The sequence below is a fragment of the Ruegeria sp. AL7 genome (assembly GCF_056536105.1).
The window spans coordinates 408,469-432,044 of sequence record NZ_JBQFJF010000002.1 but is presented as its reverse complement, the minus strand read 5'-3'; the positions used below and the strand labels follow the sequence as shown (position 1 = coordinate 432,044).

Sequence of the window (23,576 nt, the reverse complement as noted above, 5' to 3'; positions counted from 1 at the left end):
GGGGCCTTGAGTGACATTGTCGGGTAAATCCACTGTCCAAGCTGAACCGGAGGGCGCGGGCCATGGCGTGAACGGGGTAACCGGCATATCAAAGCTTGCTGTCAAGCCAAGTATAAAGTTTCTCAACATATCGATTATGGACATAATCTGCTTAGGCATGTATCTCCGTTCTGTCGAAAACAGGCGGCGCCGGGAGCGTCGCGCTTACCCCGCCGACCCGCCGAACGTCAAACTTACCTAGTGCACAAGCATCGTTGCGATGTTTACAGTCGAAGATCAGTCGGTTGTGATTTGAGGCATATGTAGTGTTAGCGACTTGCATAAACTACAATATATGCCAACAGCTCTGGCTTGGCACCCAAAAAAGATGTGTCGCAACCTCTGGGGTCTGGTTGACGCGCGTGCGTGATCCTCGGTTTGTACTCGTCGGATAGTTTTGAACAGGTTGTTTGAGCATGATCTCATTGAACGGCTGTCATTTCTCAAGGATGCAGTTTTGTACGCTGTGTACTTCTACCTGCGTTACACGGTGTCGTATCGGGACTTAGAAGAAATCCTGGCGGAACGCGGCGTTCAGGTGGACCATGCCGCTCTCATCAGGTGGGTCGTGAGGTATTCACCGATGATCGCAGTAAGATCGCAATTGAAGAAACGCCCAACGCCGAACTCTTGGCGCATGGACGAGACTCTGAGTAATTGACCAGCAGCTCTCTTGGCCGGTGCATGATGGCATCGGAACAAAGACAGGAGAGTAAAATGGAACAGTGTTTTGTCGGATTGGATGTTTCGAAAGCTGAGACGTCTATTTGTTTATGCGACGAGAACGGTGATCCGGTGTTTGCTGCGAAGAAAGTCACCGAACCGGATGTCATTTTCCAAGTGCTGCGCAAACACCTTGGTTCCCTCAAATGCGTCGTCCTCGAAACCGGTCGAATGGCGAACTGGCTCTATACTGAGCTCTCGGATCGGGGATTGCCGATTGTTTGCATCGACGCCCGTCAGGCTCATGCTGTTCTCAGCCAGATGCACAACAAGACTGATGCCAATGATGCCGCCATGTTAGCAGAGCTGGCGCGCACGGGGTTCTATCGGAAGGTAGAGGTTAAGAGCCGGCTCGCCCAGGAGCGGCGGGCATTGCTGAAAGCTCGGGAAGTGGCATTGAAATCCCGCGTGAATGTCGAAAACACAATCCGCGGTCTTTTGGCCAGTTTCGGGCAGCGGTTGCCAAGGCATCTGCACACATACGAGGAACGGGTCCACGCGATCCTGAAAGATCGGCCAATCTTATCCAAGATCATCCTGCCTTTGCTCGACTTGCGCACAACCGCGCTGCGGCAAGCGGCAGCTCTGAGTAAAGAAATGGCGCGCCATGCGAAAAACGATGAAGCCTGCAACGTTTGATGACGATCCCTGGCGTTGGCCCGGTGAGCGTTGTGACCTTTGTGGCAACAATCGACAACCCGCATCGGTTTGTGAAATCCAGATCGGTCGGAGCCTATCTCGGGCTGACTTCCCGGCGCTACCAATCGGGGGACATCGACTATGGGGGGCGAATATCGAAACGGGGCGATCCTATGCTGCGTTCTACGCTCTATGAAGCGGCCAGCAGTTTACTGAACCGAGTAAAACCGGGCAAAGGATCTGAATTACAGAGATGGGCTCGGGCTCTCAAAGCCCGTACCAGTCACAAGAAGGCGGTTGTCGCCTTAGCCAGAAAACTTGCGGTCCTTATGCACGCCATCTGGACAAACGGATCAACCTTTCAAATGAAGGAGGCATAATCAGCGTAACAGCGGATAAACCGAACACGAGTTGCCGTACCGACCAACACGGCAGGCTGTCGACCGAACCCGTGAGATCTACATGCGGCTATTTAACCAGACCGCGCATGAGACCTTTGGGGGTTGATGCCTTGAACGCCGAGATGGAGCTCCAACAGAATGACTTCGGAAAGAACCTTGCAGGTGGTCGATACTGGAATAAAGTCACCGAGAGCTGCTGCTCAATTAAAGAACCTACATCAAAGTTAAAGGCGCGTGGGTTTACCTCTATCGAGCTGTCGACAAGCACGGCAAGACCCTTGATTTTATGCTGTGTGAGCGGAGGAACCCTCCAGCGGCAGCCAGGTTCTTTGCCAAAGCGCTGTCTTCAAATGGAGTCCCGAGCAAGATCGTCATCGACAAAAGTGGAACCAACGCAGCGGGCATCAAGGCCATAAACAAGATGCTAAAGGGCTTTGGATGTCCGATACCAATTGAGATAGTCAGGCGGAAGTATTTGAACAACATTGTGGAACAGGATCACCGCTTCATCAAAAGACGAACCCGTCCGATGCTCTGCTTCAAGTCCTTTGCTTCGGCTTCAGCCACTCTCGCAGGCATCGAAGTCGCGCACATGATCCGCAAAGACCAATTCACACCTGGACTCTGTCCCTTTCAACAATTCAAAGAACTGGCCGCTTAACTCATCAGGTCAGATGCATTTCTCCGAACTGCAGGAAACTTCGCAACAGCGTTGTTATGTGGCGTTCACGTAAGAGAACGGAAACCGATCCCTGGCTTGCCCGCATGATCGAACGCAAGCCGCCACTGCTGGTTCGCGTGGCCCTTGCGAACATGATGGCGAGGATCGTTTGGGCCTTGATGAACACAGGGGAAGTCTACCGGGCTCCGGCTGCCAACGCGTAAGGCGTCTGTGGCCGCGAGGCGGCGGAAACGGAAGAGGACAATGGACGGTATGGCATAAGGATCGTGAGACCGGGTCGGAAAAACCAGCTTGCGACAGAGTGCTTTGAGCACGTGGTTCTGAATTGGACCGGATCCGCTAACACCATAGGGGCCAGCGGCATGTGCAAACGCCGCGCAACAGGCCGAACACATGTCAGTACCCGAACCGATGCAATTACCGGTCAAAATTACCTCTTGTGTTTTGGGCGTCTACACGTGTCGCAAACTTAAATGAGATTAGCATTGTCAGTGCTGACGAGCCGATTATCCAGCCAATCTGGCAAACTGTTGAAATGGAGAGAGTCCAGGCGTGAACTGACCTTTGCGGATCATGTTGACCAGTTCGATACCAGCCAAGGCAGATGCTGCTGAAGTGAACGACTTGAATCCCAGCGTAGGCCTGATCCTTCGTTTGATGAAACGGGAAGTTTTAGCGCGGTTCATACGAAAAAGTTGGCGGCACACCTGGCAAATTCTTTGTAGCCTTATCGCGATTCGATGTGGATTATGTTAAAGTAACTGCGGCTTTCGTGGACGAAGTTATTATGCTAGTACACCTTGTTTTTCTAGGTTTTTTGCGGCTTAGGTCTAGCCTCATCGCTATTGTGATGTTCGGACCTGCTATTGTACTGGCGGACGTATCTGATGTCAGACGTACGGCGCTTGTCATAGGAAATTCGCAGTATGAGTACGTTTCGAATATTCCGAACTCGGCAAATGACGCCCGGGATATAGCAGCAGCGCTTGGTCGGATAAGTTTTAATGTGACCGAATTATACGATCTCGACTATCGCCAAATGCGGCTGGCCCTTCGGGATTTTTCCGACAAGGCTGCGACGGCCGACGTGGTATTGGTCTATTTTGCGGGTCATGGCATCGAAATAGACAACACTAATTACCTGATTCCCACCAACGCGGAACTCAAAAGCGACAAGGATGTGGAATTCGAGGCTATACGGCTGGACTCGGTACTAAATTCGGTATCGACGGCGAAAGGTCTCAAACTTGTTCTTATTGACGCCTGCCGAAACAATCCGTTCCTTTCTGATATGGAGCGCACAACCGCGACGCGGTCGATCGGGCGCGGATTGAGCAGTATTGACCCCGGAGGTGTTCTGGTCGGCTATTCTGCACGCGGTGGAACTTTGGCTTTGGATGGAAAAGGTCGCAACAGCCCATATGCCGAAGCGCTGCTTGAACATATTGAGGTTCCCGGGCTGGAACTTGGGAAATTGTTTCGCAAAGTCCGGGATTCAGTCTTTAAACTTACCGATGGGTACCAAGAGCCCTTCACTTATGGCTCATTGCCAGGGCGGGATATATTCCTTGTCCCTGCAGCGGCCAAGGTACCTTCCATTTTAAAAGAAACGCCTGCGCCTGTTGCCGAGTCCTCGCCTGAAGATGAGCGTGAAAAATCTGCCCAACGCGTTCTGCGCGAAGCGTTAAAGTTGGATGATCAAACGGTCAAGTTGGGCGCTTTGAAGATGATCGCGCAGCTCTATCCAAATACACGCGCTGGTCAATATGCGGCTGACGTAGCCGATGTGCTCAGCCGTTCACAACCGATTAAGAACAACGCCAGCGTGCCTACAGAGTCTGCTGCCGCGTCCCAAAGCCCGATCAACACGACGAACCAGGAGAACGTCGCGGGGCAACAACCAGATCCAGCCCTTGTGGCAGAAAAGGATCTTAATCTCAGCCAAAACGACTATCGCAACATTCAACGTGGTCTGAATTTCCTAGGGTATTCAGCCGGGCCTGTTGATGGGATATTCGGTACGCGCTCTCGTGCGGCACTAAAGCAATTTCAGAGCAAAAGCGGTTCGACCAGAACGGGGTATCTGACAGCGCAAAGCCTTGCTGTGTTAAAGAACGTCGCAAAGCCGCCACCCTCGGCGCACAGCGAGGAACAAACGAGCGGCGAAACGCTTGCTGCCTTGCCGAAGACGACCCAAACCGGCGCAGTAGCAAACAGCTACCATGGGGATTACTCAATCGTGGTCAGAAGACGACCCAATCCAAACTACAATGACCCGGAGCTTGCTAAGGATCGGCCCAAAATAGTGTTGCAGATGGTGTACCGGAAGTCGTCCGCCGGGTTTCAGATGATCAGCGCTCAGGATCTGACGGAAGGTGGTGAAAATCGACCAAAACGATTTCGCGCATCGTTATCAGAAAAGGGGCGGTTGCGTATTTCGGGAAATACAGGGTACCTGTTTGGTAAAGTAAGAGTTGTCCCCTTCTCAATTACTCAGAGAATTCCTGCAGACTTTTCCAAGGGGCAAACCCTCCACTCCAACCAAGGCCAGTTCGACAAAGCCTTTTTCATGGATGTGACGATAACAAAACGTTGAAACTCACAACACGAAGTATTCGCAGCTACTCGGGTACGCGCCTGTTGAGTTCAACCACTTGAATTTCTGTCTCGCCATCATCGTGAATGAAACTCGCAGCCACTGGCCATCGTCGTTCAGCGTCCACAGTTTTTGCCGTCGCCATGGTCATATAAATAGGACGAAACCCATCGGCATCCGGTGCTAGGGTCTTGATCCAGCTTTCCAGGCGTGCAGCGACATTTATTGTATCACCGATGACGTTATAATGCATGGATCCGCTGACACCCAGTGTGCCACCGATTGCTTCTCCACTGTTCAGCGCTATCCGTAGCTTGTATGCACGTTGATTTCGAAAAGTGTTATTAAGTGATGCCACGGCTTCGCGCATGGCGTTGGCACAACGTAGTCCGGCCTGCGCGTCCGATTGCCTTTGCTCGTGTGTTTCGCTTGGAATTGGCGCGCCAAACACAACCAGTATGCCGTCTCCTGTATATTTCTCGACAAACCCACCATGCGCGCGAGCGATTTCACCCAGCCGATCAAGAATTCGCGCGATCCACGTCATAAACTCGTCTGCATCCATCGCATTCCCGGCGAGGGTCGACCCTTCAATATCCGCAAGCAGCGCCGTAACATACAGCTGTCGAGATCGGGGCTTTCCACCCGACATTAGATTTTTGCGCTGCTTCCAGATCTCAGCTGACAACTCTTCGGACAGATGAGATGAAAAAACCTGTGCGATCGCGCGTCTTTGGTTGCGCGAAAAGCCTGAGATGATCCCAAAGCCGAAAAGAAACCCGAAAGTCCAGCCCAGCAGAGAAGGCGCGACAGGCATTAACAACGCGAACTGTTGAAACATGGACAACGTAATCGTTAGCAGGACGCCACCTATCCCAGCCAGCAACACCGCATTGCCGGTGACCCTGACGAAAACAGACACGCAGGCACCTAAGAAGACCGAAGCGAGGATGATGAACGCAGGGAACTGACCGTCCAACGCGCGCAGCGGAGAGGCTTGGCCGTTGAAGTAGTCAATCAACTGTTGAACGATGGCGGCATGAATTTCGGCACCAAAGGTAAAATCTGACCCGGTTGATCGGTTGAGTGGTGTTGAAAAGTAATCTTTTACGGAATGACTGGTAACGCCGATTATCACGGCATTTCCCTCAAAGCGATCCAGCCCAGTGTGAGTCAGAATCTCTGCGGCGGGAACACTGCGCGTGATCGGCAGTGCATTTTTGTAATCAATGACGATTTGATAGCCTGACGTATCCACGTTGCGGAACAGGTTTGCACCCGGGGCCAAGGGTTCTACAACTGTATCGCCAAACATCAAATAGCGCGGATTGTCGGGAGCGCTTTTCAATGCGGGTTGCCCGGTATGGGTCGCGGCCAGATGCATAGGCAGTGACAGGGAAATACCATCGTGCGTATTTACTAACAACAAGGCGCGTCGGGCAACGCCATCAGGGTCAATTGGAATATCAGCGAACCCAGTGTGCGTGCCCGGCGGCGCTGAAATGCCAGCAGTCTCGCTATCCTGCAATTTCGAGATCACGAAAACTCTGGGATCGCTCAGCACCTCAAGTAAGGCGTCCCGACCTTCACCTGCCGGAACGTCCCTGTAAATGTCGACGCCCACCGTAGTTGCACCAGAGGCGAGCAAGGTGTTTACAATCTGTGCCAATTGCCGATCGGGGACAGGCCAACCCCATTCGCTCAAATCTCGGTCGGTGATGGCAACCAGATAAACGTCTGCTATAGGTTCATCCGCCGCAAAGGCCGATATTGTCCAATCGTATTGGAGAAGCTCAAGTGACTCGAGCATGCCTTTTTTCCGGAGTTCGACCAGAGGCATGCCGACAATCAGTGTAATGACACAGACCAACACCCAGCGTTGCCAAACCGGCATGAGCGATGACGTTCTCTGCCATGCATGCTTTTGACGCTTCGATGTCACTGACCTACGCCAGCTGAGTTCAGCAATTGTTCGAGTTCGGCTGGGTTCGTCGCCTGCACACGGCCGCTGAGGCCTATATCCACAAGTTCAGAGAGCGCATCGAACCACAGACCAGCTGCGGCCGGGGTGTCGGATCTAAATTCTTCCGGCAAACGCTCGATCAATCCTGATGTTCGTTCGACCACCGCGTCGGTGTTTGGATCGAGCAACTCGAGTTGCAAAAGATAAACTCGGTCGGTGTCCAGCACAATATTTGACCTACTGAGGTCCAGACCGTAATCGCCGGGTGGGAAAGGGCCACTGATGTGTAACTCTGTTGCAGTCATCCCGGATGGGCCCAGTTTGACGATTACATTTCCTCGATGGCCGCGAGTTAGCCGCCAGATCAACGGCGGAAAGGCTTGAGTTGTTAGCCCACCGTCTGCTGGAACCAGTAGCAATAGGTCAGAAGCGGCATCCGAAGGTATATTCCGGGTGCCTGCGCCCATTCGATCTTTTGGCGTACCTATTTTGGGAGGAACAAACACAATTTCTGCGGACGTGTCGGTGTTTTTCTCATCGCCGGAAGCTAGCGCAAAACCGCTGAGAAAAAGGCCTGCAGCGAGTACGAAGACAAAAACAGCTATTGATACCCAATTCCACGACACAAGACGCCTCTCGAAGAAAACTGCAAGTGTATCCGCTTTTTGAAGGTTTAGCGTAGGCTTGAAACTACGTTGAGTCCAGTTCCTGCTCTGTCTCGCTTCAGCTGATCCTAAGCTCGGTGGTCAGGCAATTTTATGCTAAAATAAGGATCTGTTCGGTTCAGAGTCGAGTCTGTGCTCATGGTTCCTGAAAGCAAATGGCGAAGCGGCGCCTCGTGTTTGTTGGTGGTTTGTTTGCTCTTGATCTTGCCGCTTGCGGCAGAGGCTAAGGGCAAGCGCGTCGCGCTTGTAATAGGTAACTCCGCCTATCAATACGTCCCGGACCTGCGCAATCCGGCCAATGATGCTGAGGACATATCTAAGGCGTTACAGCGCATTGGGTTTGAGGTTACACAGCATCAAAACGTGAGTTACACCGATATGCGCATTGCATTGCGCGACTTTGCCGAAGCCGCAGCCGATGCGGAAGTGGCGCTTGCGTATTTCGCGGGCCACGGAATCGAAATTGAGAACACAAACTATCTGATACCCGTGAATGCCGCGCTAAAAAGTGATCGGGATGTAGAATTTGAAGCCATTCGTCTGGACGCTATCGTGAATGCCATTGCTGGCTCGTCGGCTCTAAGTATCGTGATTGTTGACGCATGCCGAAACAACCCGTTTTTGGCCCAGATGAAAAAGGCCTCGAGCACTCGTTCAATCGGGCGCGGTCTGGCCGCAGTTGAACCAAGAGGAGTCGTGGTCGGATACGCGGCCCGAGGTGGGACTCTGGCGCAGGATGGCGACGGCCGGAACAGCCCTTACGCGCAGGCGTTTCTGGAACATGTTGAAGAACCGGGAGTGGAACTTGGTAAACTGTTCCGCAAGGTGCGCGACCGCGTGGTCGCACTGACCGACGGGTATCAGGAGCCTTTTGTCTATGGCTCACTACCGGGCGAGGACATTTTTTTGGTCCCCAAGGTAGAACAGGCTGCATTACCCTTCCCTGACCTTCAGGAGTCTGACGAACCAGTCTTGCAGCCGCAGGTAACTCAGAAAAACGCGCTGGCCGCAGCTATGAAGGTGAACACAGTCAGGGGGTGGGATTTGGTCGCCAGATCCTATCGCGCTGCAACGTTATCCGAGCCCGAAATACTGAAGCGGATGGCCCAGATCACACCTGCCTGGACCAGAAAAAGCGGGCGGCTCGATGAGATAGAAGCCGCGCTCTTGCCGGGCCCTGCTCAGAAGAAGGAAGTACAACAAAGTCTTAACAACTCAGGCTTCGACGTCGGTACACCTGACGGAGTTTTCGGACCGCGGACCCGATCAGGCATCAAGGCGCTTCAGGCCAACGTCGGGTTAGAACCAACCGGATATGCCGATCTTGCTGTCCTGTCCGGCTTGGGGATCAGACCGCTGGCGGATGATGGCGCGAGTTTTATCAGCAATCCCTTTGCTGTCCGACAGGATATATCCGAGCTGGAAGTGTTAGGTGAATCCGAAGAGGTCACGCAAATTCTTGGCTGTTTGGGCCTGCGTAAAAGCGTCTATGGTACGTTTCGCGGAAACCTATATATTGCGCTGGTTTATTCAGGCAGTGTGCAGAGTGCGCGCAGCGAGGCGCAAAAATGTGGCTTGGATTTGGCCGCAATAACATCGGCTGCAGAGAATGCGTTCATCGTCCGGATGATTTCAAGTGACCCGGCTTTCTTTGAATTGGGATACGACAGCAAAACGAAAATCAGCTACAAGGCCGGACCCTATTTCGGGTTCAGAAAGGACCCCAAAGAAGACGGTGCCATCATCGGATGGCGATGGTTCAGCGGAGAACCCGTGAGCTACACCAACTGGTTGCCATCCAAGCCAAACAAAACCCACGGCAAAGGCAGAAAATCATTTGCCCAATTTCAGTACGAAGCGCGAGGACGGCGCGACCTTGACGATGTGACCCCAACAAAATGGTTCGATGGCTCTGGATGGAATGCGCGTTCCGTGGTCTTGGAAGCTTCTCTGAAATAACGCGCTCTGCCCAAAGGGTTTCAGCGAAGCTATGTTTTTTATGAGGATACGCTGGCAATCGGATCAGCATATTCGATTCAATCAGGTTATGTGGTAATGTTCAGGCGTCTCAACTTGTTCCGATCGGGGGCAGTTTGTTTAACAGTTCATTTCAATATCCTTTCAGGACATTCTTATGGCTGATAGGCTTTGCGATTTGGTTCTCGGTTTCGCATGTTGCGCACGCGGACACCAAACGGGTCGCATTGGTGATTGGAAATGCCGAGTATCAACATGTCGCCAATCTTCCAAATGCAGGCAATGATGCCTCGGATCTGGCCAAAGCCTTGCAACGGATCGGTTTCACGGTTTGGCACAATCAGAATCTAGATTACCGTGGTCTCCGCATTGCGTTGCGCGACTTTGGTCGAGCGGCGAAAGATGCGGATATGGCCATCATCTATTTTGCGGGTCACGGGATTGAGATCGAAAACACAAACTACCTTATTCCTGTAAACTCAGAACTGCGCAGCGATCAGGATATCGAATTTGAAGCGATACGGTTGGACTCCGTCATCAGTTCTTTGTCGGGTGCCGATGGGTTAAAGGTCGTTTTGATCGATGCGTGCCGGAACAACCCATTCCTGAGCACGATGGAAAGAAATGGCGGCACACGCTCCATCGGTCGCGGATTGGGTCGTATTGACCCCAGCGGAGTATTAGTAAGCTACGCAGCCAAGGGTGGAACGTTGGCTCTTGATGGAGAGGGGCGCAACAGCCCGTATGCCACAGCGCTGCTAAAGCACATCGAAGAGCCTGGGCTGGAACTAGGTAAAATGTTCCGCAAGGTCCGCGACACCGTATTTAAGTTGACAGATGGGTTTCAGGAACCTTTCACCTACGGTTCTTTACCGAGCCAAGATATCTACCTAGTTCCGGTGGCAGCGCCCATGCCGCCGGAAGCCAAGCGTGTCGGGTCTGACAACCGTGAAATCTACGCTGACTTTGAGTTGGCTCGTTCACTCGGAACGCTGGATGCAATTGAGTCCTTTCTAAACCGTTATCAGGAACAGAATGATCACTTTGCGGTAACGCTCGCCCTTTCGCTTCGGGATGATCTGCGTGAGAAGGCAAGGCAACAAGCTGCTCCTGACGACAACCCCAGAACGAACGAGACGGAAGTCGCCGTTGCGGCTCCGCCGGACAATCCGACTGAGGAAGCACAGACACGCAGCCTGGTCCGTGACATTCAGAGCGAATTGAACCGCGTCGGATGCAGTGCGGGCGCGGCGGACGGCGTTGCAGGTCCTCGCACTAGAGCGGCATATACTAGATACCGGAACGCCCGAAAAAACCTGGGGCTTCCGGCGGAAGGTCTGAACCAACAACAGACCCTTATTGCGCTTAAGAAAGAACCGGGTCGCGTTTGCAAGGAAGTTGCGGTTGCTGTAGGTTTAGACGGTGATTACGTCATCTCCATTCGGCGTAGATGGGATGATGACTATTGGCAGACTGCAACGCGCGGCGACGAATCCTACTACCCCGGAAAAATCGAACCACTCGCTTCATTGCGGATCAATCGGAAAGGCAGCAAAGTGACTCTGGTGTCCGCCCAAGCGTTTACCGGAGGCGGTCCGTGGTTCAAGGATTTCCAGGGGTCATTGGATGACAACGGTCAACTGAAACTCCGTTTCACCCTAAGCTCACATTTTGGTCCACCGGTGACGCCCTACAAGGTTCGAATTGATGTAAAATTGCCTCAAGGACTGCAACCCAACCGACGCCTCGTGTATGAGCCACGACGTATCGACGGTCAGTTTTTCCTGAATTTCCTGGTTAGACGTGCGAACTAGCTTCCAACGGAAATCCCAAGATGACGAGGGTCGACAAGAGCGGCATGAATACCAAGCTGCGTGCCGTTTGCGCCAAAGTTGCAGAGACCGATTTCCTCTACTACGAAGTCGGCCATCGGCTTGAGAGCCGTTGAAAATAGAATTTCCACTAAATCAACTGAAGTAGCTGCATGTTGTTGTAGAACTCCGTACCCTGCCATGAGGTCGGTGATATCGGAAGGTGGTGGGCGGGATCCCAGCGATCGGCAGCTATGCGGGCTGCACCACCAGCATTCGGCTTCGACGCCAAAGGTCCGGTATGGGGCGCTCACAAACTTCTCGATTTAGATGTGGAATCTTGAGGTATTCCCTGCCAAATCGACCTGAAGACGTCGAGGCACACAATCAGCATGCCGCCTTACATAGCCTCCAACGTGTGGGCGAGGCCATTTCTGATGTGATCTTCCAACAGTTTCTTGGCTGTATCAGCGTCTTTGGCCAACGCGGCATCGAACATGCGTTTGTGTTCTTGGGCTGCAACCTCACCTCGGTAGGTCAGTACGAGCATCTGATAACGAAGGTACTTGTCATAAATGATTGAGTGAAGGGATAAGAGGTTCTTGGAATTACAGGCTGCAATCATCGCTTGATGAAACTCTGAATCGTACCTCTTCCAGGTTTCCTTTTCAGAGTCATCACCCTTGAGAAGCCGTTGCTCCATCAAATGCAGCTTATGATGCGCAGCGACCAGGTTGCCTTCCCAGTCCGTGTCGCCATTCGCAATGGACAACTCCAACGCGTGGCATTCCAGCAGAACGCGCAGTTCTGAAATCTCGGTCAGGTCTTCTCGTGAAACTGGCGTGACCAGGAAACCCCGTTGCTCAGGAGCTTCGACAAATCCGTCGCTGGCGAGCCTGTTCAGCGTTTCACGAAGTGTCGAAAGGCTTGCCGAATAGCGTTCCTTCAAGGCGTCCAGCTTCAGTTTGGAGCCGGGCTGCAGCTCCCCGAAGATGATGTCCCGCTTGATGCGCTGATAGGTGCTTGCACCTATCGTAGACGGCTGTTTCGCCATGCGTTTCACCCGATATTTTTAGTTTCCTCGTTCAATTAGCATTTTTTTGAGACATCAGCAATCCAAACTGATGTATGGTATAAATAATAATATCATACATTATTGCGGAATCGCGAAAACCCCAATACGGTCGTGGCCAAATTGGGCAAGGCAGCCTGATCGCAATCAACGGTTTCGGGATTTTCCGGACCCTCCGGAAGGAAGCAAAGTGTCTAAGAACTTTCGCATTGCCATTGTCGGCATTGGTCTTGTTGGACGCCGCCACGCAGACGCTATCCGAGCGTTGCGCCATGTTGATCTCGTTGCGGTAGTCGACCCCAGTGATGAAGGTCGTGCTTACGCCGTTGAGCACGGGGTCGCATGTTACGAGACCCTCGAGAAAATGTTTGCAAATCAGACGCCAGACGGAGCTGTTCTTGCGACCCCGACCACGCTTCATGTTGAACAAGGCCTCACGTGTGTTCGACACGGTTGTCCTGTTCTTGTCGAAAAACCGATCGCCGTAGAAGCCACCGCTGCACTTGAGCTTGTTCAAGCTGCGGAGAAGGCCAATGTGCCACTGATGGTCGGTCATCATCGCAGACACAATCCTCTGATCAGGTCGGCTAAGGAAGCAATTGTCGATGGAAAGATTGGAAATGTGCGCGCTGTCCATGCGAATTGCTGGTTCTATAAGCCAGACGAGTATTTTGATACTGCGCCCTGGAGAAAGAAACCCGGTGCAGGGCCCATCTCGGTCAATCTTGTCCACGATGTGGATCTGCTGAGGTACCTGGCCGGAGAAGTTGTGACCGTACAGGCTCAGTCGGCTGCATCGCAGCGGGGCTACGACAACGAAGATGTTGCTGGTGCGCTGTTGACATTTGAAAGCGGGGCGATAGGGACCATAAGTGTGTCCGACAGCATCGTTGCTCCATGGAGCTGGGAGATGACGTCTCAGGAATATCCAATCTATCCTTCGACCACAGAGAGTAGCTATATGATCGGTGGCTCTCATGGTTCGTTGTCCGTTCCCGATCTTCGCCTGTGGAGTTACCAGAGTGAGCAACGGGACTGGTGGACGCCTATCTCATCGACCGCGCTGAAGAAGGGTGCGTCTGACCCTTTGGTCAATCAGCTCAGGCACTTTATTGAAGTAGCCCGGCACGAAGCAGTGCCGATTGTGTCTGGATGGGAAGGTTTCAGAACGCTTCAAGTTATTGAAGCTATTCAGAATTCTTGCAGAACAGGTGAAACGGTCAGGATCAAAAACTTACAAAAAACACCAATGGTAGATATGACAGTAGTATAAAATATCAGATATTTTGCAAAAAATCTTGCAAAATTTCCAAAATAGGGCAAAACTCTGAATCGCAAAAAAGAAGCATCATGATGTCTCAGGGAGGAGCAAAGTGATTACCAAACTTACCCGCCGGGCTGCTGTATCAGCCCTTGTTGCAACCGGTGTTCTGTTTGGCGCGACAAGCGGTGCGCTGGCGGAAGACAAAGTGCAACTTCGCCTCGCAACATCAGGATCGGAGACCGACCAGCGCTCGGTCGCTATGGCCGAGGTTTTCGCGCCGATGGTCGCTGATTTTGCAAGCTACGAGCCCAGCTATAATGGAACCATCTTTGCCCAAGGCACCGAGTTGGATGCCATCAGCCGGGGTAACCTGGAAATGTCGATCACCTCGGCGCAGGAACTGGCACAGTTCTTCCCCGAGTTTTCGATCTTTACCGCAGGTTATGTCCACCAGGACGCCGCGCATCAGGTGGCTGTCTTCAACGATCCCTTGATGGATGCCTTTAAGCAGAAGGCCGAAGAAGAATTAGGCGTCAAACTGCTGTCGGTCATGTATCTGGGCCGTCGTCAGGTGAACCTGCGCCAGCCCAAGGATGAGCTGACAGTCACGACACCCGCAGATTTGGAAGGCGTGAATCTGCGGATGCCGGGCACCGACGCATGGCAGTTCCTTGGCAAGGCGCTGGGTGCCGCGCCGACACCGATGGCCTTCTCCGAAGTCTATACCGCGCTGTCGACCGGTGCCGTTGACGGGCAGGATAACCCGTTGCCGACCGTCGTCGACGCCAAGTTCTATGAAGTGACCAATCAGATCGTCCTGACATCGCATCTGGTCGACCTGAACTATATCGCCATCGGCAAAGAGGTTTGGGACGGGCTGACACCGGAACAGCAAGCCAAGGTTCAGGAAGCTGCGGACGCAGCAGCTGAATCAGGCCGCCAGAAGCAGCTTCAGAAAGAAGAGGATCTTGTCAGCTTCCTGAAAGAGCAGGGCATGGAGATTTACGAACCCGATCTCGCTGCGTTCCGCGATCAGGTACAGTCTATGTATCTGGACAGCGAATTCGCTGGCTCATGGCCCGAAGGCGTTCTGGATCAGATCAACGCTCTGGGCAACTGAACCCAGTAAGACAGGGGAGGGAGAACCATAATGAAGGCCTTTATGAAGGGGTTCTCCCGACTGACCGAAGCGATTGCCGGCGGGATGCTGGCGGCAATCTTCCTTATCTTCCTTCTCCAAATTCTACTACGGTACTTCTTCACCCCAGCAGGCTGGACGCTGGAATTGATCGGCATTCTTTGGGTCTGGGTGATTTTCTTCAGCTGCGCTTTCATCGTGCGCGAACGGGATCACGTGAAGTTCGACATCATCTATCTTTCGGTGCCGATGCGCGTACGGCAGGTCTTTGCGATGCTGGCGGCCGCAGCGATCGTAGTCGGTATGCTCTACAGCTTCCTTCCGACGTGGGACTACATCGACTGGATGAAAATCCGCAAGACATCGACTGTCCGCAATCCGTTCTCCGGTGAGAAGATTCCGCTGCGCACAGTATTCTCGATTTACGCGGTATTCATGCTGGTCGTCGCAGCGCGCTACGCGTGGCTATTCTTCGACGTCATGCGCAATGGCCCACCAAAGACAGAGTTGGAACTGGTCGTTGGGTACAACGTGGTTGACGATCATCCCCGTGTCGACGTCGAAAAGGATGAGGAAGTTAAGAAATGAGTTTTGAACTTCTTTCCTGCCTGCTCGCTCTCTTTCTTCTGGCAGGCATCGGGACACCTATCGGCTATTCCATCCTCCTGGCCTCATTAGTGTACCTGGGCACGGCCGGACTGGACGTCGCCCTCGCGGGCGAGAAGATCCTGCAAGGTTTTTACAAAAGCACGATCCTGCTTGCCGTGCCTTTGTTCATCGTCGCCGCGAATATCATGAACGCTGGATCGATCACGGACCGTCTTTTGAACTTCTGCGTCGCTGCTGTCGGTCGTTTCAAGGGCGGCCTCGGGCACGTAAACGTGGTAGCGTCACTGATCTTTTCGGGTATGTCCGGCTCGGCCGTCGCGGATGCTGCTGGGATCGGGAAGATCATCATTGAAATGATGACCAAGGATGGCCGCTACAGCCGAGGCTACGCAGCTGCAATCACGGCGGCGTCGGCAACGATCGGCCCTATTATTCCGCCCTCTATCCCAATGGTTTTGTACGCGCTCGTTTCCAAGGCCTCCATCGGGTCGCTGTTCCTAGCCGGTATTCTGCCGGGCCTGATCATGGGCGTCGTCCTCATGGCGATGAACTATTATCTGGCCGGAAAGCGGAACTTTGCATTGGAAGAACCTGTTCCACTGCGCGAGTTGCCGGCTAAAACCGCCAACGCATTTCCGGCACTGCTGATGCCCGCAATCCTGCTCTACGGCATATATGGGGGCGTCACCACTCCGACTGAAGCTGCCGCCGTAGCTGCATTCTACGCCCTGCTACTGGCAGCGTTGTTCTACCGAGCGCTGACCTTCCGCGGCCTTTATCAGGTGTTCGTCGATAGTGCGCGCTCTTCCGCAGCCGTCGGGGTTGTCATTGGTGGCGCGTTCATTCTGAACTTCATCGTCATCCAGGAACAAATACCGCAGTCTATCTCGGCGCTGCTGGAGGGTTCCGATGTTAGCCCGATTGTGTTCCTGATCCTCGTAAACCTGCTGATCCTCGCGCTGGGATGCGTGTTAGACGCAACAACGATCATCCTGGTGATTGTGCCCCTGTTCATTCCAACCTGCGAGGCGCTTGGGATTGATCTGGTGCATTTCGGGGTGCTGGTCGTCGTGAACTCGATGATCGGTCTGATCACGCCGCCCTATGGCATTCTGCTCTTTGTGATCAACGCCGTGACGGACATTCCGCTACGCGAAATCATCTCGGAAATCTGGGCCTTCCTCGCGGTTCTCATCTTCGCCCTGGTGATCATGATACTGATGCCTGATTTGGTCCTGTGGTTGCCGCGTATGTTTGGATATCAGGGATAATGTGCCTCTCGGTTTCGACAACGTCGATCCCCGGTGATCTGGCCGAAAAACTAAGCACTATCGCTGACGCGGGATTCGGGGGTGTCGAATTACACGAACCGGACTTGACCGCTTTTGACGGGCCGCCATCGCAAATTCGGAACATTGCATCAGATCTCGGCCTGAAGATTTGCCTGCTGCAACCTTTCCATAACCTTGAAGGTCAGTCTGGCGGCGGACGGGAGCGCGCCTTTGATCGACTGAAGCGCAAACTCGACCTGATGAGCGAATTGGGTACGGATCTGCTGCTAATCGGGTCCGCATTCGAGGTCGATGCCGCTGCGACCGAAGAACAGGTAATCGCAGATCTTGGCGAGGCGGCCGAAATAGCAAAGGCATTGGGGTTGCGTCTGGCCTATATGGGCTTGCCATGGTCGGATCTTATTCACTCGGATGAACAGGCGTTAGGCGTCGTTGAAGCTATCGACAGCCCTTATTTGGGGTTGGCCTTGAATTCCTTCTTCTCGCTTGCCGACGGGTCCAAACCAGCCCGCCTTCGGGACATTCCCGGAGATCGGCTGTTCCATGTGCAGCTATCCGATGCACCCCGACTTGAGATGGATATTCGCAGGCTCAAACGGCACTTTGGGCTTCTGCCGGGGCTTGGGTCGCTGAACCTTGCGGGCTTTGTGCGGGTGTTGTCCCGCGCTGGGTACAAGGGGCCTTGGTCTATTGCGCGTGTCAATGAAGCAGCTCCTCAACCCGGTGGCCTGACACTGGCCCGAGACAGCTACAGGTCGCTGGTGAACCTGTTAGATGAGGTTTCCCGGACCGAACCGGGAACAGATTTCGGCATCCCGGACCTGCCGGAACGCGTCTATGCGTCAGGTTTCGAATTCGTCGAATTTACAGCCGACGAAACAAGCGGCGCGCAGCTGGCAGATATGCTGTCAGCAATGTGTTTTCGAATGGAGCGAAAACACGTAACCAAGTCCGTCGAGCTGTGGCGGCAGGGCGCGATAAACATCGTTGTAAATACCGAAAAGGAAGGTTTCGCCCATTCGGCGTTCCTGGGTCACGGCCCCTCCGTGTGTGACATGGGGTTGCGTGTCAAAGATGCGGATCAGACGGTTCAGCGAGCGACCGCGTTGGGCGCGCCGAATTTCTCACAGCCGGTAGGGACTGGGGAACTGGACATCCCGGCCATCCGAGGTGTTGGTGGCAATGTTGTCCATTTCATAGATGAGAAATCCGATCTGCATCGGGTTTGGGACATCGAGTTCGAGCCAGTCGCCAAGACCAAAGCGATCCAGCCTGCTGGTCTGCGCCGCATCGACCATCTGGCGCAGACGATGCGTAACGATGAGATGCAAAGCTGGCTGCTCTATTACATTTCGACTTTTGAGATGGCAAAATCTCCGATCGTGAACGTTGCCGACCCTTCAGGTGTTGTGCAAAGCCAAGCCATCGAGAGCCCCGAGGGCGAAGTGCGTTTAAACCTGAATGGTGCAGTTGGGCGTCGAACACTGGCGGCTTCATTCCTTGAAGACGGTTTTGGTGCCGGTGTTCAGCACATAGCCTTCCAGTCGGACGACATATTTGAAACCTCAGCCCAATTGCGGAAGTCCGGCTTTCCCAGCCTGTCCATCCCAGAAAACTACTACGCTGATCTGCAAGCGACATTCGGGTTAAGTGAAGACCTGATCGCCCAAATGCGCAGGGATAACATTCTCTACGACCGCGCAGCGGGTTCCGAGTATTTTCAGATCTACAGCCGACCTATCTTTAACGGCTTCTTCTTTGAAATTGTTGAGCGCCGATCTGGCTATTCCGGCTATGGCGCGCGCAATGCTGCGTTCCGATTGGCGGCCCAAGCGCGACACCACATGGCGGAAGGAACAACCTGAAATGAAGGCGGCACTAATCGGCCAAGGTATTGCTGGCTCCATGACGCCTGAGATGCACGAGGCAGAAGGTCGGGCGCAGGGTATCGATCTGAGCTACGGTAGGATCGACACTGCAAAAGAGCCATTTCGTGGAATGTCGGTCGCTGATTTACTGCATTATTCCGTTGAATTAGGCTGCGCGGCGGTCAACGTGACGCATCCCTACAAAGCATCAGTCATTGATCATCTTGATGAGCTTTCCAAGACTGCTGAGGAGCTTCAAGCTGTCAACGCGGTGGTTTTTTGTGACGACCGAATGGTTGGCCACAACACCGACTACATAGGTTTCCACAGTGCCTTCGGAGATTCTTTGGGATCATCGAAGACTGAAACGGTTCTCATGTTTGGTGCTGGTGGCGCGGGCAGTGCAGTCTCTTTGGCTTTGCTTGATTCAGGTGTTCGAGACCTGGAGATTATTGATCCTGACCTCCGCCGAGCGCAGGCGCTGGTCAGTCGACTAGAGGTCTTGCGCCCTTACGCAAAGATTCAGGGTTCCCCTTCGATTTCGTTGGATCGGATCGAACTTGTGGACGGAGTGGTCAACGCAACACCACTTGGAATGGACAAGTACCCCGGAACAGTCATTGAACCATCCCTGTTGCGGCCCGATGCATGGGTGGCAGACATCGTATATTTCCCGCTTGAGACACACCTACTGAGCAGGGCCCGCGCAACTGGGTTGAAAGTGATGAATGGTGCTGGAATGGCGGTTCATCAGGCTGCAGCGTCTTTTGAAATCTTCACCGGCTGCACCGCCTCAATCAGTCGCCTTCAAAACGTTTTCGATTCACTTCGTCAGCAGCGCATGCGCGAGTTTAGAGGTGCAACGGTATGACAAACGACGAACAAGCAATCCGCCAATGGTGGCGCACATCCATCATTGACATGAAACCCGGCAAGATCGCGTTTCGTGGCAACGCAATAGAGGATCTGATCGGGAACGTTTCTTTCCCGCAGATGATCTGGCTGATGGTGCGGGGCGATCTGCCCAGCGACGCACAAGCGTGTCTGTTCGAAGCCGCTTTGGTCGCAGGCGTGGATCACGGCCCACAGGCCCCCTCAATCGCGGCGGCGCGCATGGCTGCCACCTGCGGGGTAGGTCTCAATAATGCGATGGCGACTGCGGTGAACATGCTGGGCGATGTGCATGGCGGAGCAGGCGAACAATGCGCCGAGCTTTACTATGATATCTCGGAACGCATGGATGCTGGGGCATCGCTGAATAATGCTGTTCAGGACGGTCTGGACAGCTGGCGCGAGACGTACGGCAAGATCGTATCGGGCTTTGGTCACAGGTTTCACAAGCCTGTCGATCCACGCGCACCACGATTGATGCAACTTGTTCGTGATGCGGCGGCAGAAGGCACAGTATCTGGCCGGTTTGCCGATATCGGAGAAGAGGTTCGCGCCGAACTCGGTCGTCAACGCGGCGGTCGGCCAATTGCCATGAATATCGACGGCGCGACAGCTGTGATCTTCTGCGAACTTGGCTTTCCTGCGCCCTTGTCGCGGGGGCTGTTCTGCCTGTCCCGCTCGGTCGGAATACTTGCCCACGCCTGGGAGCAGACGAGCCAGGGCGGTCGGAACAAAGGGCCTATGCCCCCAAATTACTTACCCCTCTACGAAGACAGGAATGATGACAGGTGAGACATCGAAATCCTTCCGGGTCGGCCTTATCGGCTGTGGTCGTATCAGCGATATCTATCTAAAAACACTATCTAAATTTTCCAGCGTCGAGGTCGTGGCTTGCGCAAGCCTTGACCCTTCTGAAAGCCGCGCCAAAGCGGATCAATACGGTATCGCCAAGGCCTGCACGCCAGGTGAAGTGTTTGACGATCCGACGATTGACTGCGTTCTGAACCTGACAATTCCGGCGGCGCATGCCGAAATCAGCTTGCGCGCGCTGGAGGCGGGGAAACACGTCTATTCCGAAAAGCCACTGGTCATGAACCGAACGGACGGTAAGGCGATCCTGCACATGGCCTCTGAAAAGGGGTTACTGGTCGGTTGCGCACCCGACACATTTCTGGGCGGTCGCTGGCAGACCGTTCGGCGCTTGATCGACGAGAGTGCCATTGGCAAACCAACAGGGATTTTTGCCCATGTCGGTACCCACGGGACGGAGCGCCACCATCCCAACCCGGATTTCTACTATAAGGCGGGTGGCGGGCCATTGCTGGACCTTGGGCCGTACTACCTGACCGCCATGATCTGCTGCCTTGGTCCCGTTGACCGGGTTGCCGGAATGGCTCGGCGCACGTTCGACAATAGGATGATCGAAAACGGCCCTCGCAACGGCGAATGGATAGATGTCGAGGTCGACACGCACTCCCTGAGCCTGCTGCAATTTGCGTCCGGTGCCATCGGGTCGATGACCATGAGTTTCGACATCTGGGACAGTGAAACGCCGCGGTTCGAGATCTATGGCGAAAACGGAACCATCAGTATCCCTGACCCTGACCCGGTTCATGGAGCCAACATCTTTCAGGGAGATGTCTGGCTGAAAACACGCGAAACCTCGCGTTGGTCGCATCAGCCCCGCCCAACCGGTCGCGAGGACTGGCAGGTGGTAGAAAACAAACACGGCTTCAACGAAGACAGCCGCGGTCTCGGCCTTTTGGACCTCGCCCTGGCGGCACAAGAAGGACGCCAACCCCGTGCAAGTGGAGCGCTTGCTTACCACGTTTTCGAGGTCATGGACGCAATTGAACGGGCGCCAAAATTCGGCGCCTATCAGACGATAGAAAGCCGTTGCGCGGCTCCGGAGCCTTTGCCGGTCGATTTCCTTAACGATGAGAGGAAGTAGCTGGTCCATGCCGATTGAGACACTCGACTTTGCCCAGCCATTCTTTGGCGTCCAGCACATAACTGACGAGCGCAGAATTTCTATCGAGGGTCGCGCCATCGTCCTTAACCTTGGGGGGCGAAATCTCTCTGTCGATGATCAGACCATTGCACCGCTTTCCTCTGTGATCGTGCAAGACAGCACGCTTACCGGCGTGGAACGTGCAGTCATTGTCCACGGTTTCGACGCCCATTCCAATGACAACGAGTTGTTCGCATGGGTGAAAGATACATGGCCATCTGCTTTCGATGTTCGCCAAGAGGAGCGTCTGCGTGGCGTCAGCCACTACATGTCGCCGAAGGTCTTCGTGGGTAACGTTGGACTGACCATGTACCATTCCGGCTCGGTCCCTTTGAATGTCGGATTGCATAAGGATCATCCGTTCTGCCCGGTACCAGGGTTTCGCGAAGTGCATACGCAGATCGTTGGCTTCGGCAAAATGCAGCAATGTCGCGAACGGGATGTCGAGACCCTGTATCTCGAAGAATTCATGGCCCCGGGCACGACCCACAAACCTATGTATGACGCCGAAGGCAATTATCCCTGGCATCAATACGAGACGATCACCCCCGGTATCTTCATGGCGGTGGAGATACTGCCCGAGGGCGTACGGGTCCCGGAAGCGGAGGTTGAGAATGGCTGAGAGACTTTTACCCGAAGACCTGAAGTTCGACGGCCCTTTCCCCCGGTTGTCTCGCCGTTTGCGGCTGGGCGTTGTTGGTGGAGGACGGATCTCTGTCACGCAAGCATCATCCGCGCGGATGACCGACCGGTGGGAGGTCGTCGCAGGAGCACTCAGTTCTGACACAGCGCGCAGTAAGGCGCGTGGGGCCGAGTGGTTCCTGCCGGCCGAACGGTGCTACGCGTCTTTCGAAGAGATGGCACAGGCCGAGGCGGCACGCACGGATGGCATAGATGCCGTCATGATCACGACCCCGAACCACGTTCATTTTGAAGCGGCCAAAGCGTTTCTGGAAGCGGGCATTGACGTGTTGTGCGACAAGCCCCTGACCAACGAAGTCGCCGAGGCCGAGGGGCTTGAGGAGATTACCGCGCGCACGGGACACATCTTTGCTGTCGGTTATGCGATGTCATGTTTTCCGGTGATACGGCAGGCCAAGCAGATCGTGGCCGACGGGGGCATCGGCAAAATCAACCAGATCCATGTCGAGTTCATGCAAGACTGGATGACGCCCGAAGATGTGGCCGATGCGCCTCATGTAAAGTGGCGGCTGGACCCCAATATTTCTGGTCCAACCAGCTGTGTCGGCGATATCGGCACCCATGCCGCGCATCTCGCCAGTTTTGTTTCCGGCCTGCCCTTGACCGACCTGCGGGCCGAGTTTCATGTCTGCGGCGCGCCAAAGCCTTTGGAAGACACGGTGTTCATGTTCACCCGTTACCAAAATGAAGTCCCCGGAACCTTGATGGCAACACGCCTTGCCCCCGGAAACCGGGGTGGGTTGCGCCTGCGCATATTCGGGAACGAAGGAGGCCTCGAGTGGGACCTAGAGAACTCGGAGCGGCTGAAATTCAATCGGTTTGGTGAACCGGATCATATCATCAGCCGAGGTCTCGGGCATGGTATCGGACCCGGCGCAGAACGTTTGATCCGTACCGCGCGCGGCTTCCCTGAAGGGATTATCGAAGCCTGGGCCAACCTCTATACGGAACTTGCGATGGCCGTAGCCGCGCGTCGGGATGGCGTAACCGTTCCGGCCGATTGGCTTGCTTATCCCAGTGTCGAACAAGGCGCAGACGGTGTTCGATTCATTGACGCCTCTGTGCGCTCTCACCAGTCCGGAGGGGACTGGGTCACTCTCTAAGGGTCTGCCTACACGAATGTAATACACGCCCGGGGCGTTGCCCGGGCGTTTTCATTTCTGTTAAGTATTGAAGTTGATATTTTAAAAAATATCAGATATTTTTGACTACGTGTGATGAATTTTAGATTCG

General features: G+C 54.0%; 18 protein-coding genes and 4 pseudogenes. 18 read left to right on the top strand and 4 right to left on the bottom strand.

All coding sequences use genetic code 11. The annotated features are described in order from the left end of the window. Positions 1-455: 455 nt before the first annotated feature. The 5 genes and pseudogenes from ACR3E2_RS19205 to ACR3E2_RS19185 all read left to right on the top strand — a co-directional run. A pseudogene (locus ACR3E2_RS19205) lies at positions 456-688 on the top strand (IS6 family transposase); the annotation flags it as partial. A gap of 68 nt (positions 689-756) precedes the next feature. After that, positions 757-1,401 carry an IS110 family transposase gene (locus ACR3E2_RS19200; RefSeq protein WP_480483585.1) on the top strand — a complete coding sequence of 215 codons (645 nt, stop codon included), beginning with the start codon at positions 757-759 and terminating at the stop codon, positions 1,399-1,401. Then, on the top strand, positions 1,401-1,781 hold the full coding sequence (locus tag ACR3E2_RS19195) for a transposase (protein WP_480483584.1): 381 nt from the start codon (positions 1,401-1,403) through the stop codon (positions 1,779-1,781). Before ACR3E2_RS19200 ends, ACR3E2_RS19195 begins: the two co-directional genes overlap by 1 nt. Before the next feature lie 232 nt (positions 1,782-2,013). Then, positions 2,014-2,463, top strand: a pseudogene (locus ACR3E2_RS19190) (IS6 family transposase); the annotation flags it as partial. Positions 2,464-2,555: 92 nt separating this feature from the next. Next, positions 2,556-2,687 (top strand): annotated as a pseudogene (locus tag ACR3E2_RS19185) (IS110 family transposase); the annotation flags it as partial. A gap of 303 nt (positions 2,688-2,990) precedes the next feature. Here ACR3E2_RS19185 and ACR3E2_RS19180 read toward each other — a convergent pair. Then, positions 2,991-3,149 (bottom strand): annotated as a pseudogene (locus ACR3E2_RS19180) (IS6 family transposase); the annotation flags it as partial. Between the two features lie 77 nt (positions 3,150-3,226). On the opposite strand from ACR3E2_RS19180, the gene ACR3E2_RS19175 reads away from it, so the two are divergent. Continuing rightward, positions 3,227-5,080, top strand: coding sequence for a caspase family protein (locus tag ACR3E2_RS19175; RefSeq protein ID WP_480492854.1), 1,854 nt, complete (start codon positions 3,227-3,229; stop codon positions 5,078-5,080). Between the two features lie 25 nt (positions 5,081-5,105). Here ACR3E2_RS19175 and ACR3E2_RS19170 read toward each other — a convergent pair whose 3' ends face one another. Together ACR3E2_RS19170 and ACR3E2_RS19165 are read right to left on the bottom strand one after the other, a co-directional pair. Continuing rightward, the gene (locus ACR3E2_RS19170; protein ID WP_480483582.1) at positions 5,106-7,022 is read right to left on the bottom strand and encodes a CHASE2 domain-containing protein; all 1,917 of its coding nucleotides are present in this window, start codon (positions 7,020-7,022) and stop codon (positions 5,106-5,108) included. Further along, positions 7,019-7,669 (bottom strand): DUF928 domain-containing protein, encoded by a 651-nt coding sequence (locus ACR3E2_RS19165; protein ID WP_480483581.1) that lies wholly within the window; start codon positions 7,667-7,669, stop codon positions 7,019-7,021. The genes ACR3E2_RS19170 and ACR3E2_RS19165 overlap by 4 nt, the downstream gene beginning before the upstream one ends. A gap of 222 nt (positions 7,670-7,891) precedes the next feature. Here ACR3E2_RS19165 and ACR3E2_RS19160 point away from each other — a divergent pair, with 222 nt between their 5' ends. Continuing rightward, the gene (locus tag ACR3E2_RS19160; protein WP_480483580.1) at positions 7,892-9,667 is read left to right on the top strand and encodes a caspase family protein; all 1,776 of its coding nucleotides are present in this window, start codon (positions 7,892-7,894) and stop codon (positions 9,665-9,667) included. A 134-nt stretch (positions 9,668-9,801) separates the two neighbouring features. Further along, complete coding sequence (locus ACR3E2_RS19155; protein ID WP_480483579.1) at positions 9,802-11,499, top strand: caspase family protein; 1,698 nt, start codon at positions 9,802-9,804, stop codon at positions 11,497-11,499. 397 nt (positions 11,500-11,896) lie between these two features. Here ACR3E2_RS19155 and ACR3E2_RS19150 read toward each other — a convergent pair whose 3' ends face one another. Then, on the bottom strand, positions 11,897-12,550 hold the full coding sequence (locus tag ACR3E2_RS19150; RefSeq protein ID WP_209506749.1) for a GntR family transcriptional regulator: 654 nt from the start codon (positions 12,548-12,550) through the stop codon (positions 11,897-11,899). A gap of 208 nt (positions 12,551-12,758) precedes the next feature. Between ACR3E2_RS19150 and ACR3E2_RS19145 the strand changes: the two genes are divergently transcribed. From ACR3E2_RS19145 to ACR3E2_RS19100, 10 genes are all read left to right on the top strand, one after another. After that, positions 12,759-13,841 (top strand): Gfo/Idh/MocA family protein, encoded by a 1,083-nt coding sequence (locus tag ACR3E2_RS19145; protein ID WP_480483578.1) that lies wholly within the window; start codon positions 12,759-12,761, stop codon positions 13,839-13,841. A gap of 100 nt (positions 13,842-13,941) precedes the next feature. Next, a complete protein-coding gene (locus tag ACR3E2_RS19140) occupies positions 13,942-14,952 on the top strand; it encodes a sialic acid TRAP transporter substrate-binding protein SiaP (protein ID WP_480483577.1) in 1,011 nt (336 codons plus the stop codon). 30 nt (positions 14,953-14,982) lie between these two features. Then, the gene (locus tag ACR3E2_RS19135; protein WP_480483576.1) at positions 14,983-15,558 is read left to right on the top strand and encodes a TRAP transporter small permease; all 576 of its coding nucleotides are present in this window, start codon (positions 14,983-14,985) and stop codon (positions 15,556-15,558) included. Then, positions 15,555-16,850 (top strand): TRAP transporter large permease, encoded by a 1,296-nt coding sequence (locus ACR3E2_RS19130; protein ID WP_170753386.1) that lies wholly within the window; start codon positions 15,555-15,557, stop codon positions 16,848-16,850. Before ACR3E2_RS19135 ends, ACR3E2_RS19130 begins: the two co-directional genes overlap by 4 nt. Beyond that, entirely contained in the window at positions 16,850-18,736 is a 1,887-nt protein-coding gene (locus ACR3E2_RS19125) for a bifunctional sugar phosphate isomerase/epimerase/4-hydroxyphenylpyruvate dioxygenase family protein (protein ID WP_480483575.1), read from the top strand. Before ACR3E2_RS19130 ends, ACR3E2_RS19125 begins: the two co-directional genes overlap by 1 nt. After that, entirely contained in the window at positions 18,666-19,610 is a 945-nt protein-coding gene (locus ACR3E2_RS19120; RefSeq protein ID WP_480492853.1) for a shikimate dehydrogenase, read from the top strand. The genes ACR3E2_RS19125 and ACR3E2_RS19120 overlap by 71 nt, the downstream gene beginning before the upstream one ends. Continuing rightward, positions 19,607-20,422, top strand: a complete 816-nt coding sequence (locus ACR3E2_RS19115) for a citryl-CoA lyase (RefSeq protein ID WP_480483573.1) — start codon at positions 19,607-19,609, stop codon at positions 20,420-20,422. Before ACR3E2_RS19120 ends, ACR3E2_RS19115 begins: the two co-directional genes overlap by 4 nt. Further along, a complete protein-coding gene (locus ACR3E2_RS19110) occupies positions 20,412-21,581 on the top strand; it encodes a Gfo/Idh/MocA family protein (protein WP_480492852.1) in 1,170 nt (389 codons plus the stop codon). The genes ACR3E2_RS19115 and ACR3E2_RS19110 overlap by 11 nt, the downstream gene beginning before the upstream one ends. Positions 21,582-21,588: 7 nt before the next feature. Beyond that, positions 21,589-22,263, top strand: a complete 675-nt coding sequence (locus ACR3E2_RS19105; protein ID WP_480483571.1) for a hypothetical protein — start codon at positions 21,589-21,591, stop codon at positions 22,261-22,263. Continuing rightward, positions 22,256-23,446 carry a Gfo/Idh/MocA family protein gene (locus tag ACR3E2_RS19100; RefSeq protein WP_480483570.1) on the top strand — a complete coding sequence of 397 codons (1,191 nt, stop codon included), beginning with the start codon at positions 22,256-22,258 and terminating at the stop codon, positions 23,444-23,446. The genes ACR3E2_RS19105 and ACR3E2_RS19100 overlap by 8 nt, the downstream gene beginning before the upstream one ends. Positions 23,447-23,576: the final 130 nt, after the last annotated feature.